The 12,793-nt window shown below is 68.2% G+C and carries 14 protein-coding genes; 8 read left to right on the top strand and 6 right to left on the bottom strand.

Annotated elements, in window-relative coordinates:
* The first annotated feature begins 139 nt into the window (after positions 1–139).
* Positions 140–763 (top strand): superoxide dismutase, encoded by a 624-nt coding sequence (locus tag FFS08_RS03995; protein ID WP_137863311.1) that lies wholly within the window; start codon positions 140–142, stop codon positions 761–763.
* 153 nt (positions 764–916) lie between these two features.
* Positions 917–1,264, top strand: coding sequence for a hypothetical protein (locus tag FFS08_RS03990; RefSeq protein WP_137863310.1), 348 nt, complete (start codon positions 917–919; stop codon positions 1,262–1,264).
* Position 1,265: 1 nt separating this feature from the next.
* Here the strand turns inward: FFS08_RS03990 and FFS08_RS03985 are convergent, their stop codons facing one another.
* Genes FFS08_RS03985 through mtaB form a run of 4 tightly spaced genes read right to left on the bottom strand, consistent with a single transcriptional unit; the run spans position 1,266 to position 5,777 of the window.
* Entirely contained in the window at positions 1,266–3,011 is a 1,746-nt protein-coding gene (locus tag FFS08_RS03985; protein WP_137863309.1) for a chloride channel protein, read from the bottom strand.
* 9 nt (positions 3,012–3,020) lie between these two features.
* Positions 3,021–3,635 carry a septation protein IspZ gene (ispZ, locus tag FFS08_RS03980; RefSeq protein WP_249341128.1) on the bottom strand — a complete coding sequence of 205 codons (615 nt, stop codon included), beginning with the start codon at positions 3,633–3,635 and terminating at the stop codon, positions 3,021–3,023.
* Positions 3,628–4,563: a signal recognition particle-docking protein FtsY gene (gene ftsY, locus FFS08_RS03975; RefSeq protein WP_137863308.1), complete on the bottom strand. Its 936-nt coding sequence runs from the start codon at positions 4,561–4,563 to the stop codon at positions 3,628–3,630. Before ftsY ends, ispZ begins: the two co-directional genes overlap by 8 nt.
* Complete coding sequence (mtaB, locus tag FFS08_RS03970; protein WP_137863307.1) at positions 4,560–5,777, bottom strand: tRNA (N(6)-L-threonylcarbamoyladenosine(37)-C(2))-methylthiotransferase MtaB; 1,218 nt, start codon at positions 5,775–5,777, stop codon at positions 4,560–4,562. The genes ftsY and mtaB overlap by 4 nt, the downstream gene beginning before the upstream one ends.
* On the opposite strand from mtaB, the gene FFS08_RS03965 reads away from it, so the two are divergent.
* Complete coding sequence (locus FFS08_RS03965) at positions 5,778–6,353, top strand: DUF924 family protein (RefSeq protein ID WP_137863306.1); 576 nt, start codon at positions 5,778–5,780, stop codon at positions 6,351–6,353.
* Here FFS08_RS03965 and FFS08_RS03960 read toward each other — a convergent pair.
* Together FFS08_RS03960 and FFS08_RS03955 are read right to left on the bottom strand one after the other, a co-directional pair.
* A complete protein-coding gene (locus FFS08_RS03960; RefSeq protein WP_137863305.1) occupies positions 6,328–7,071 on the bottom strand; it encodes a dioxygenase family protein in 744 nt (247 codons plus the stop codon). The two genes, FFS08_RS03965 and FFS08_RS03960, sit on opposite strands and share 26 nt — an antisense overlap.
* Before the next feature lie 67 nt (positions 7,072–7,138).
* A complete protein-coding gene (locus tag FFS08_RS03955; protein ID WP_137863304.1) occupies positions 7,139–8,770 on the bottom strand; it encodes a putative bifunctional diguanylate cyclase/phosphodiesterase in 1,632 nt (543 codons plus the stop codon).
* Positions 8,771–9,068: 298 nt separating this feature from the next.
* On the opposite strand from FFS08_RS03955, the gene ffh reads away from it, so the two are divergent.
* The 5 genes from ffh to FFS08_RS03930 all read left to right on the top strand — a co-directional run bounded on the left by ffh (position 9,069) and on the right by FFS08_RS03930 (position 12,787).
* Complete coding sequence (gene ffh / locus FFS08_RS03950) at positions 9,069–10,571, top strand: signal recognition particle protein (RefSeq protein ID WP_137863303.1); 1,503 nt, start codon at positions 9,069–9,071, stop codon at positions 10,569–10,571.
* Between the two features lie 87 nt (positions 10,572–10,658).
* Positions 10,659–11,192, top strand: coding sequence for a 30S ribosomal protein S16 (rpsP, locus tag FFS08_RS03945; RefSeq protein ID WP_137863302.1), 534 nt, complete (start codon positions 10,659–10,661; stop codon positions 11,190–11,192).
* Between the two features lie 4 nt (positions 11,193–11,196).
* Positions 11,197–11,688 carry a ribosome maturation factor RimM gene (rimM, locus tag FFS08_RS03940; RefSeq protein ID WP_137863301.1) on the top strand — a complete coding sequence of 164 codons (492 nt, stop codon included), beginning with the start codon at positions 11,197–11,199 and terminating at the stop codon, positions 11,686–11,688.
* Positions 11,685–12,410, top strand: coding sequence for a metallophosphoesterase family protein (locus tag FFS08_RS03935; RefSeq protein ID WP_171012459.1), 726 nt, complete (start codon positions 11,685–11,687; stop codon positions 12,408–12,410). Before rimM ends, FFS08_RS03935 begins: the two co-directional genes overlap by 4 nt.
* Positions 12,411–12,490: 80 nt before the next feature.
* Positions 12,491–12,787, top strand: coding sequence for a hypothetical protein (locus FFS08_RS03930; protein WP_137863299.1), 297 nt, complete (start codon positions 12,491–12,493; stop codon positions 12,785–12,787).
* Positions 12,788–12,793: the final 6 nt, after the last annotated feature.

The raw sequence follows: 12,793 nt of genomic DNA, 5'->3' as shown, positions 1-12,793 counted from the left end.
CGTCCGCGATCGGAATTTTCATTTGCGCGACGCAACGATTTTTCCGCGACAGCGGCGAATTTTGCGCGCTAGGGGAGGGACCGCATCGCCCGGCGGTTCGTTGGCCGGGTGAACCCCCTGGTGACCTGGAGAGACCCGCATGGCTTTCGAACTTCCCCCGCTTCCGTTCGACAAGGACGCGCTGGCGCCGCACATGTCGGCGGAGACGCTCGAGTTCCATCACGGCAAGCATCACAAGGCCTATGTCGACAAGACCAACGGCTTCATCGCGGAGAAGGGCCTGGAGGGCCGCAAGCTCAGCGAAGTGATCGCCCATGCGCAGGCCACCGGCGACAAGGGCCTGTTCAACAACTCGGCGCAGATCTGGAACCACAGCTTCTTCTGGCAGGGCCTGACCGGCGAGAAGACCGCGCCGAGCGGCAAGCTCGCCGAGCTGATCACTTCGCAATACGGCTCGACCGACGAGCTGGTGAAGAAGCTGATCGCGGAATCGATCAACCACTTCTCGAACGGCTGGGGCTGGCTGGTGCTCGACGGCGACGCGCTCAAGGTCACGTCGCTGCACGATGCCGACACGCCGGTGGTCTATGAGGGCATGAAGCCGCTCCTCACGATCGACGTGTGGGAGCACGCCTATTACATCGACTATCGCAACCTGCGTCCGAAATATCTCGAGACGATCACCGCGAACATCATCAACTGGGACTTCGTGTCGCAGAACCTCGACGGCGCCGGCGTGAGCCGCGCGGACCAGGACAGCTGATCCTTCGCGAACGGAATCTGGAAAAGGGGGGCGTCCGGGCGATCGGGCGCCCCTTTTTCCTGGGCTGCGCCTTGTGGCGATGGAGGTGTTCAGTCGGCGTTCAACCGGGATGGGCGAGCCTTTGACCGCCGCACCTTTTGGGGGAAAGCCGTGATGCGCCGCCATCTGATCCTCGCGCCCTTGCTGTTCGCTGCCATGCCGGCTTCGGCGCAGATCTGGGGCGGGCCGGCGATGCAGGGTCCGTCGGGCAGTGCGATGCGCCACGACCAGAGCGCCGCCGAGACTGCAAAGATCCGCAGCGATATCCGCGCCGGCCGCGACAGCGGGCAGCTGACCCCGCGCGAGGCCAGGCAGCTCAAGCGCGAGGCCTATCAGATCGATACGCTGGAGGAGCGCTACGCCGCCGGTGGGCTCTCGCCTGCGGAAGAGGCCGAACTGTTCGCTCGCCGCGAAGCGCTGCGCAGCGATGTGATCGCCAAGCGCAGCGGGCAACGCAGATAGATCAGGCCTCGCCGTAGAGTTCCCGCTGCGAGCGCTCCAGTTCCTCGGCATAGCGGCGGCGTGCGTGCCGTTCGGTGATCAGCCCAAGGACGCTGCCGTCCGGCGCGACCACCGCCAGATCGTCCGCCGCGACCCGGTCGAATACCTCGAGCACTGCGCCGATCCCCATTTCCGGCGCAAGCCGAGCCTGGGGAAGCTTCCCCAGCGTGCCGATCTCGGCCGCCGGCTCCACTTCGGGCGACCAGGCCGCCGCCGTCTCGGCGATGCCGGCATAATGGCCCTGCACATCGAGCAGCACCACGCGCGTGGTCGATCCCAGCGGAAAACGTTCGCGGAACGCCGCGACGCTGGCAGCGGCGGCGCATTGCGGGACGTCGCGGCGCATCATCTGCCCGGCGGTGAGCGCGCGCATCCAGCCGACGTCGCGGCCGCTGCGCAACGTCTCGCCGCGCAGGTGCAGCCGCCACGTGGAGAAGCTGTAGCCGAAAGTCTCGCGTGCTACGGTGGAGGAGATCAGCGTGGCGGCCACCGCGACGCCGGTGATGCTGAAATCATGCGTCACCTCCAGCACCAGCAGCGACATGGTGAGCGGCCCGCCGACCACTGCCACGGCAAGCGCGGCCATGCCGACCACGGTCGCGTCGTCGGGGGCGAGGACATGGAGGCCCGGAATTTGCGCCAGCACCACCTGATAGAGGCGCCCGACGAGCGAGCCGAGGAACAGCGAGGCGAAGAACAGGCCGCCGCGGAAGCCGAAGCCGAGCGACACCGCCGAGGCGAGCATCTTGAGCAGGATGGTCAGCGCCAGGCCGGCGACCGTCACTTCGGTGATCAGGTTGAGGTTGAGCGCGCCGTGCCCGCCGGAGAGCGTCTGGTGCGAAAGCAGGCCGAGCGGCACGAGCAGCAGCCCGCCGACCAGCGGCGCCCAGTGCGCGGGCAGGGGGGAGCGATGCACGGCGCGCTCCACCAGCGAGACCAGCCGCATCAAGGCGATCCCCAGCCCCGCGCAGAGCAGCCCGAGAATCGCGTAGAGCGCATAATCGGCAGTACCGATCGGATGCATGCCGCCGGTTGCGATCACATAGGGCGTCATGCCCATCGCCCGCGCAAGCACTGCGGCGGCGAGCGCGGCGAGCATCACCGGCGCGACGGTGGCGGTGCTATAGGCGCCGAGCACCACTTCGAAAGCGTAGAAGGCGCCGGCGAGCGGCGCGCCGAACGCCGCGCTGACCGCTGCGCCTGCGCCTGCCGCCATCAGCGTGCGCAGGTCGCTTCGTCGCAGCTTGATCCGCTGCCCGAGCAACGATGCCAGCCCGCCGCCTGCCTGGGCATAGGCCGCTTCGAGCCCCACCGATGCGCCAAAGCCGTTGGAGAGCAAGGTGGTACCGACCACCGTCGCCGTATCGCGCGCGGGAATGCGGCCGCCATGCAGCGCGTTCGCCTCGACGATGTCGACTGGCTGGCGGCGGCGCAGGAACCACAGGACCAGGCCGAGCAGCGCGCCGCCGATGGGCAGGGCGATCAGCCGCCAGGGCGCGATCGCTTCGGCGGCGCTCAGATGCTCGCCCTGCGCCAGCCCGAACAGCAGCCGCTGGGTGCCGCGCGCGATCTGGCCGAGCGCGATCGCGCAGAGACCGGCGCCCAGCCCGACGAGCAATGCCAGCGCCAGGAACCACAGGGCGTTGGACCGGATCTGGCGGCGCAGCCAATTGGCCGCGCGGACCGTGCGATAGCGAGCGTGCGACACCGCGCCCGCTCACTCCTGGGGCGGAATCGGCGCGTCCTCGGGCTTTTCCAGCTGCAGGCCGTGCTTGAGCAGCAACGGGATGTTGAGCATCGCGAAGACCAACGTGACCGGGATCATCACCCAGGTCTTGAAGAGCACCCACTGGTCCCAGGTGACGAACTGGCGGACGATTTCGTTGGCCAGCGCGGCGGCGACGAAGAACAGCGCCCAGTTGATCGTCAGCAGCCGCCAGCCTTTGGCCGAGAGGCCGGGATAGGCCTGTTCGAGCAGCATCTGGAGCAGCGGCTTGTCGGCGATCACACCATAGCCGAGCACGATGGCGAACATCGCATAGATGATCGTCGGCTTGATCTGGATGAAGGTCTGGTCGTGGAAGTAGAGCGTCAGGCTGCCGAACACGAGCACGAAGGCTGCGGTGATCCACAGCATCGGCGAGACGTGGCGGGTCTTCCACCAGCTCAGCGCGATCGCGGCGGCCATCGCGACCATGAACGCGGTGGTGGCGGCGAAGATGCGCGCCAGCACCGGCCCCTGGGCCAGCGAATTGACCAGGAAGAACACCGCGAGCGGGCCATAGTCGATCAGCATCCGCACGCCGGGCGTGGCGGCCTTCTTCTCAGCCATTGGTAAGCTCCTCCACGCCGGCAATGATGCGCGCCACTTCCTGCGCGTTGAACGGACGCAGATCGTCCACCTTCTCGCCCACGCCGATCGCATGGATCGGCAGGCCGTATCTCTCCGCCGCCGCGACGAGCACGCCGCCGCGCGCGGTGCCGTCAAGCTTGGTCATGACGAGGCCGGTGACGCCGGCGACTTCCTTGAACACTTCGATCTGGTTCAAGGCGTTCTGGCCGGTGGTCGCGTCGAGCACCAGCACCACGTCGTGCGGCGCCGCCGGGTTGAGCCGGCCCAGCACGCGGCGGATCTTGGCCAGCTCGTCCATCAGCTCGCGCTTGTTCTGCAGGCGCCCGGCGGTATCGACGATCAGCACGTCGGTGCCGATCTCGGTCGCCTTCTTCACTGCCTCGAACACGATGCCCGCGGCATCGCCGCCCTCGGCGCCCGAGACGATCGGCACGCCGATCCGCTCGGCCCAGGTCCTGAGCTGACCGATGGCAGCGGCGCGGAAAGTGTCGCCGGCCGCGAGCATCACCGAATAATCCTGCTCCATCAGCAGGTTGGCGAGCTTGGCGATCGTCGTGGTCTTGCCCGAGCCGTTGACGCCGATGACCAGGATCACCTGCGGACGGGGAAAGGCCTCGATCTCCAGCTTCTTCGCCACCGGCTCGAGCACCTTGGCGACTTCCTCGGCCACCACCAGCCGGATGCCGAGTTCCTCCATGTTGCGCTCGAACTGGCCGTCGGCGAGGCGGCGGCGGACGCGGGCAGCCGTTTCGGGGCCCAGGTCGGAAGCTATCAGCGCCTCTTCGATCTCGTCGAGCGTCGCGTCGTCCAGCCGTGCCAGGCCCAGGCCGGCAAGGTTGCCGATCAACCGGTCGGACGTCTTGCGGAAGCCGCCGAGAAGGCGCTCGTGCCAGCTGGGGCCGCTCATGCGATCAGCTTCCCGTCCCGGACGTCCACGATCTTAACGCTCACAATCTCTCCGACTTGGCTTGGGGCGAGGCGGACCTCGGCGAAATTGCCGGCATGGCCGCGGTCGCCGGGGCGCTCTACCAGCACTTGCTGCGTGCTGCCTACCAGGCTTTGCAGCCAATTGTCCCGGACCCGGGCGGCCGCGGCGCGCAGGCGTGCGGCGCGGGCCCTGATCAGTTCGGGCCCGACCTGCGGCATCTTCGCGGCGGGCGTGCCGGCGCGCGGGCTGTAGGGAAAGATATGGGCATGGACGATGCTGCAGTCCGCGATCAGCGCCAGCGTGTTCTCGAACATCGCCTCGCTCTCGGTGGGAAAGCCGGCGATCAGATCGGCGCCGATCGCGATATCGGGGCGCGCGGCGCGCAGGCGCTCGGCCAGCGCGACCGAGTGTGCGCGGCCGTGGCGGCGCTTCATGCGCTTCAGGATCATGTCGTCCCCCGCCTGGAGCGAGAGATGGACGTGCGGCATCAGGCGCGGTTCCCCGGTGAGCAGGGCAAACAGCCGATCGTCGACTTCGATCCCGTCGAGCGAGGAAAGCCGCAGGCGCCGGAGCTTCGGCACATGCGCGAGGATGCGCTCGACCAGCTGGCCCAGGCTTGGCGATCCGGGCAGGTCGGGGCCATAGCTGGTCAGGTCCACGCCGGTCAGCACCACTTCGGCATGATTCTCGGCGAGCGCGGCGACTCGGTCGATCACCGCGCCGGCGGGCACCGAGCGGCTGTTCCCGCGGCCATAGGGGATGGCGCAGAAGGTGCAGCGATGGTCGCAGCCATTCTGCACTTCCACGAAGGCGCGGGCATGAGTCGAGAAGCTGGCGGCCAGATGCGGCGCGGTCTCGCGCACCGCCATGATGTCCTGCACCACCACCGGCGCGGGCGAGAGCCATGCGTCGGGATGCAGCTTCTCGGCATTGCCGATCACCCGGTCCACCTCGGGCATCGCCGCGAACGCCTGCGGGTCGATCTGCGCCGCACAGCCCGTCACCACCAGTTCGGCGCCCGGCCGTTCGCGGCGCGCGCGGCGGATCGCCTGGCGGCTCTGCTTGACGGCCTCGTTGGTCACCGCGCAACTATTGATGACGATCGTATCGCGGCCTTCGAGCAGCGCGCGGATCGTTTCGCTCTCGGCGAGGTTGAGCCGGCAGCCCAGACTGATGACGCGAGGGGATGACATTTGGCCGGTGATCTAGGCGCAGCTACACACGATGTCCACGCGAAGGCCCGCGAAGTGCTGGGCTTCTGGTTCGCGCTCACGCCCGAGCAGCATTTCGCCAAGTCGGTGAAGCTCGATGCCGAGATCGGATCGCGCTTCGGGCCGCTGCGCGATCTGGTGCTGGGATCGGGCGCGGCCGGCTGGCGCGACGATCCGGAGACCTTGCTGGCGGCAATCATCCTGCTCGACCAGTTCAGCCGCAATGTCCATCGCGGCCGCGCCGAAGCATTCGCCGCCGATCCGCTCGCGCTGCAGCTGGCGCTGGAGGCGATCGGCAAGGGCTGGGACGCGGGCATGAGCAACGACCGGCGCCAGTTTGTCTATCTGCCGCTGGAACATGCCGAGGATGCGGCGATGCAGGCACTGAGCGTCGAGAAGTTCGCTTCGCTGGGTGACGACTATGTGCTCGATTTCGCCCGCAAACATGCCGAGGTGATCGCGCGCTTCGGCCGTTTCCCGAGCCGGAATGCGGCGCTGGGGCGGGATTCCACGCCCGAGGAGCTTGCGTTCCTCAGCGAAGAAGGGACGGGGTGGTAGCCTGTTGTCCGCGCCCTCCTTCCAGCGAGGGCATGAGAAGGGATCGAGCCGCTCCAGGCTGCCCGCCCGCGGCATCCGGATGGCGCTCCAGCCTGATGTCGCGCCGTGCGAGCAGCGCGCCGTCTTCGCTCCGGCCCAGGCGCACGATGCCGCTGCCGCCGCGCAGTTCCTGTCGCGCGCGATAGGCGGGCGTGACGCCGAACTCGCCGTCGAACACCACGTCGTCGACATGATAGGGTCGCCGGCCCGGCTCGCCGATGAAGAGATGGACGTGCGCGGGCATCGTCCTGTCCGGATAGGGCGCCGGCTTGATCGTGTCGAAGCCATAGGTTCCGTCCGCGCCGGTCTTCGCCCAGCCGCGCAGCCGGCCGTGGCGGCGGCTCCATTCGGTTTCGCCGGTACCATCGGCATAGAGGCCGCGCGCATTGGTGTGGTGGGCATAGACGATCACGCCGGGCGCGGGAGTCTTGCCGTCCGCCGCGAATATGCGGCCGGTCAGGAACATTCGCTCCCCCGGCTCCCGGGGCGGGGCGAGCGCTACCCTTGCGGAAAGCATGCCCGGCGCGCGCTCGCCTACCGCCTGGCAGCCTTCGCAGTCATAGAGGTCGGGCCGGGCTTCGGCATGGGCGCCGCCGCCGGAGGGCAGGAGTGCGCTCGCACTGGCCAGGCCGCCCGCCGCGCCGCCCAACAGGACCAGAGTCGTTCGACGATCGAGCATGCCGATTTCTCCGCCCGGGGTTGGTGGCAGCTGCGGAGAATAAGCGATGTGGCGCTTGGACGGAAGCTCAGCCCGCCAGTCGCCGATCGCCCGAAGGCGCGGCGGGCGCTGTCTGGGCGCTCGATCCGGTGAGGATCAGCCGCCGTTCCGCCAACAGGCGGCGCACGCCGCTCACCGACAGCGGCTTGCCATAGTGCCAGCCCTGCGCCTTGGCGCAGCCGGCGGCGCGCAGCCGCTCCTCGATCGCGCCGTCCTCCACGCCTTCGGCGGTGATCGGCAGGTTGAGGCTCTCGCCCAGGCTGACGATCGCATTGACGATCGCGGCCGAATCGGCGCTGGTGTTCAGCGACATGACGAAGCTCTTGTCGATCTTGATCCGATCGAAAGGCAGGGCGCGCAGATGCGCCAGCGAGGAATAGCCGGTGCCGAAATCGTCGAGCGCCAGCCGCGCGCCCTGGTTCTTCAGGCTGCCGACGATTGACTGGGCGAGCGCGAGATTGTCGAACAGCGAGCTCTCGGTGATCTCCACTTCGAGCCGGCTCGCCGGGAAGCCGGTCTCGGCCAGCACCTTGATGATCTTCTGCGCCAGCCAGGCGTCGCGCAGCTGCCAGGGCGAGATGTTGATCGACAGGGTGAGCGCGGGATCCCAGTCGCGCGCGGCGAGAAAGGCCTGGCGCATGATCGAGAGCGAGAGGTCGGCGATCATGCCGGTCTCCTCCGCGATCGGAATGAACAGCTCGGGCGAGATCAGCCCGCGGGTGGGATGCTCCCAGCGCGCCAGCACCTCGAAGCCGTGCAGCCGGTTGGTGGTCAGATCCACCTGCTGCTCGAAATAGGGCACGATCTCGCCGCGCGGGATCGCGGTGCGCAGCCCGCTCTCGAGCTCGTTGCGGATCTGGAGCTCGCGCTCCATCGAATGATCGAACCAGGCATAGCGGTTGCGGCCGGATTTCTTGGCCGCGTACATCGCGATGTCGGCGGAGCGCATCAGCGCGTCGATGCTCGCGCAGTCGAAGTCCGAGCGGGCGATGCCGAGCGAGCAGCTGATGTGCAGGCGCAGTCCCTCGGCCTCGAAGGGCTGGGCCATGCGGCTGACGAGCCGCTCGGCGATGCGTTCCACCACGGCGGGTTCGCTGGGATCGAACAGGAAGCCGCAGGCGAATTCGTCGCCGCCCAGCCGCGCGGTCAGTGCGATCGGCGGCATGACGTGCGCGATCTCGGCGGCGACGGCGCGCAGCAGCGCGTCGCCCACGGCATGGCCGTGCATGTCGTTGATCGTCTTGAAATGATCGAGGTCGAGCATGATCATCGCCATCGCCTTGCGGCGGCGCTGGGCCCGGACGAACATCGCCGCGCCTTCCTCGGCAAGGCTGCGGCGGTTGTAGAAGCCGGTGAGCGGATCGCGATTCGCCAGCTGCTGGGCACGCTCCTCCGCGGCGGCGCGGATCTGCACTTCCTGGCTCAGCTCCGAATGGCGGCGCCAGCCGAACAGGATCAGCGCGACGTTGAGCAGCAGGGCGATGACGAGCGTGCGGTCGGCAGGGGCGCCGCCTTCGAAATAATATTGCAGCGTCTTGGAAAGCACGGCGCTGCCGGTGCCAATGAACAACAGGATCGCGGCAACGCTGATCGCGCCCGACAACAGGGCCGGGCGCGAAGCGCTTTGCGATACGGCTGATTCTTCGTGGTCCAGCGACATGCCGGGAACACTTCCCCCAACTGCAACTCAGGGTCGTTTCTCACGCCCAGGGTATAGAACGGGTTAAGCCGGCGACATGTTTGCGTAATAATTCGCGCGGGTTCCCATTGCTCTCCGGCGGAGAGGGATGGATTTGAGTTGCCACCCATGCGCCGATCCGCTAGGGGCCGCCGCGACCGTTCTCTTTGAACGCGAGACATTTGCCGCCCCGAGGGGTGACGCTGGCCGACGAGGTTTCGTCCGCCGGCGTGTTTTGCGTTTTGGGGAATTGCGGTCGCGGGTCTGGAGTTTTGGGTCGATGTTCGAAAGTCTGAGCGAACGGCTGGGTGGCGTATTCGAGCGCCTGCGCGGTCGTGGCGCGCTGACCGAAGCCGATGTCCGCACCGCCATGCGCGAAGTGCGGATCGCGTTGCTGGAGGCCGATGTCGCGCTTCCGGTGGCGCGCGACTTTGTCGAGAAGGTGACCGAGGCGGCGATCGGCCACGAAGTGCTGCGCTCGATCACCCCGGGCCAGCAAGTGGTGAAGATCGTCCACGACGCGCTCGTGGACATGCTCGGCCCGGACACGGCCGAACTCGCCATCGACGTCACGCCGCCCGCCGTGATCATGCTTGTCGGCCTCCAGGGCTCGGGCAAGACGACTACCACCGCCAAGCTGTCCAAGTTGCTGAAGAGCCAGGGCAAGAAGGTGATGATGGCGTCGCTAGACGTCAATCGCCCGGCCGCGCAGGAACAGCTCGCGGTGCTCGGCACCCAGACCGAGGTGCAGACGCTGCCGATCGTCGCCGGTCAGCAGCCGGTCGAGATCGCCCGGCGCGCGCTCAATGCCGCCAAGCTCCAGGGCTATGACGTCCTGATGCTCGACACCGCCGGCCGCCTGCACGTCGATCAGGCGCTGATGGACGAGATGAAGGCAGTCGCGGACATCGCGAAGCCGAACGAGATCCTGCTCGTCGTCGACTCGCTCACCGGCCAGGATGCCGTGAATGTCGCGACCAGCTTCTCCGCGCAGGTGCCGCTCACCGGCGTGATCCTCACCCGCATGGACGGTGATGCGCGGGGCGGCGCGGCGCTGTCGATGCGCGCGGTTACCGGCAAGCCGATCAAGTTCGCCGGCATGGGCGAGAAGCTCGACGCGCTCGAGCCCTTCCATCCCAAGCGCGTTGCCGGCCGCATCCTCGGCATGGGCGACGTCGTCAGCCTCGTCGAGAAGGCGGCGCAGGCGATCCAGGAGGAAGACGCCGAGAAGATGGCGGCGCGGCTGGCCAAGGGTCAGTTCGACATGAACGACCTGCGCGGCCAACTCGCCCAGATGCGCCGCATGGGCGGCCTGGGCGCGCTCGCCGGCATGATGCCGGGCATGAAGAAGGCGCAGGCGGCGGTCGACCAGGTGGGCGGCGACAAGGTGCTGATCCGCATGGACGCGATGATCACTTCGATGACGCCCAAGGAGCGCGCCAAGCCGGACCTGATCAACGCCAAGCGCAAGATCCGCATCGCCAAGGGATCGGGGACGACCGTGCAGGACGTCAACAAGCTCCTCAAGATGCACCTCGAGATGCAGACCGCGATGAAGCGGCTCAAGAAGATGGGCGGCTTGAAGGGCCTGATGGGCATGCTCGGCAAGGGCGGCCCCGGCGGCGGCCTGGGCGGTGTCGGCAATGCGCTGGGCGGCGCCGATCTGGGCGACATGATGGGCAAGATGGGCGGCCCCGGTGCCGGTGGAGGCCTTCCCGGTCTCGGCGGTCCGGGCGCGCCGCAGCTCCCGCCCGGCTTCGAGAATTTTTTGAAGAAGAAGTGATCCACCCGCCCAACCGTTTGGCGGCGGGGCAGAACCTAAGCAGATCCCGGCAATGCCGGGGGACCGAATGAAGAAGGAAGTGAAGTAATGGCTATTTCCCTGCGTCTGTCGCGCGGCGGCTCGAAGAAGCGCCCCTATTACCGCATCGTCGTCGCCGACGCTCGCTCGCCCCGCGACGGCAAGTTCATCGAGAAGATCGGCACCTACAACCCGCTGCTCGCCAAGGACGACGCCAAGCGCGTCGTGCTCGACGGTGAGCGCGCCAGCTACTGGCTCGGCGTCGGCGCGCAGCCGACCGACCGCGTCGCCCGCTTCCTCGATGCCGCCGGCCTCAAGGAGCGCGCCGCCAAGAACAACCCGAACAAGGGCAAGCCGGGCGAGAAGGCCGTCGAGCGCGCCGAGGAGCGTGCCGAGAAGCTGAAGGCCGCCGAGGAGGCTGCTGCCGAGGCGAAGGCCGCTGCCGCTGCCGCCGCAGCTGCTCCGGCCCCGGCCGAGGACACGCAGGCAGAAGCCGAGGCGGTGATCGCCGCCGAGGTCGAGGCTGCCACCGAGGAGCCGACCGCGGAGGCCGAGCAGGTCGCCGAGGCGACCGCCGAAGAGACCCCGCCGGCCGAGGCCTGAGCCCTTGTCCGGTGATCAGCCCGTCACGCTCGCCGTCATCATCGGCGCGCACGGCGTGACGGGCGAGGTCCGCCTGAAGGTCTTCGCCGAGGACCTGTCGACGCACCGCCGGTTCAACGGCGGTGCGCTGACGCTCAAATCGCTGCGCGAAGGGCCGAACGGCGCCATCGCACGCTTCGCCGAAATAGCCGACCGCAATGCGGCCGAGGCGCTGCGCGGGACCGAACTCAGCGTGCCCCGCTCGGCGCTGCCCCCGCTCGGCGAAGGCGAATATTATCATGTCGACCTGATGGGCCTTCCCGCCGTCTCCGACGAGGGCACTGCGCTGGGCAGGGTCGTCGCGATCGACAATTTCGGCGCCGGCGACGTGCTCGAGATCGAACGGCCGGCCGACGAGAACGGCAAGGCCAAGCGCTTCATGGTGCCGATGACTGCCGCCGCCGTTCCCGAATGGAATGCCGAGCGGCTCGTGGTGAGCGCCGCCTTCGTCGAATGACGAAGATTGCGGTCCTTTCCGATATCCACGGCAATTTGCCGGCCCTGATCGCAGTCGTTGCCGATGCCGAAGCGCGGGGCTGCACGCGCTTCCTCAACCTGGGCGACATCCTTTCTGGCCCGCTCTGGCCGGCCGAGACCGCCGAATGGCTGATGGCGCGCGACTGGCCGGCCATCGCCGGCAATCACGAGCGCCAACTGCTCACCGATCCGCCCGCGCGGATGAACCCGTCGGATGCCTTTGCCCGCGCCGCGCTGGGGGGCGGGGCACTGGCCTGGCTGGCGGGCCTGCCTGCGATGCTGGCGCTGGACGGGATGTTCCTGTGTCACGGCACGCCGGCCAGCGATGTCGCGCCGCTCGCCGAGACGCTCGAGGGTGCGCGCCTGCGCGCAGCGAGCGCGGCCGAGCTCTCCGAACGGCTGGCGGGACGCGGTGAGCGGCTGGTCCTTTGCGGCCATACCCATGTGCCGCGCCTGCTGGGCCTTCCGGATGGCCGCCGCGCGCTGAATCCCGGCAGCGTCGGCCTCCAGGCCTATGACGACGATCATCCCCGGCCCTATCGGGTGGAGAATGGCGATCCGTTTGCCCGCTATGCGGTGATCGACGGGGAGGCGATCGGGCTCCACGCCGTCGCCTATGATCATCGGGCAGCCGCGCGAAAGGCTGAAGGCGAGGGGCGCCCGGACTGGGCGATCGCCCTCGCCACCGGGCGGATGGGTTGAGCGTTTCGGCCACGGCGCTGCACCGTATCTCCATCGAAGCTCCATTGGCCGCACGCCTACCGGATCGGCAGGATCCCGGAATGTCGTCGATCGCCTGGCATCTCGGTCATGCCGCACTCGCCTCGGGCCTTTGGGCCGCGAGCGCCTTCCTGTTCCGGCTGGGGCACGCCGGCCGCCTGCTGACGACGGCGGTGTCGCCTGGGCTGATCGCGACGATCGCCACCTGGTACGGCCATTCCGACGCCGGTGCCGGAATGGCGCCCGAATGGGTGTCGATCCTTCTGGTTCTCTGCATCATGCGCGGAGCGGGCGCGACGATCGTTGCCCTGCCGGTCTGGTTCGCCTTCGAGCAATGGTTTGGCTGGCGCGCCCGTTGAGGCCCC

It is taken from the genome of Sphingomonas sp. 1F27F7B (genome assembly GCF_005503355.1).
GTDB lineage: Bacteria > Pseudomonadota > Alphaproteobacteria > Sphingomonadales > Sphingomonadaceae > Sphingomonas.
This window is presented reverse-complemented; position numbering and strand designations above follow the sequence as displayed.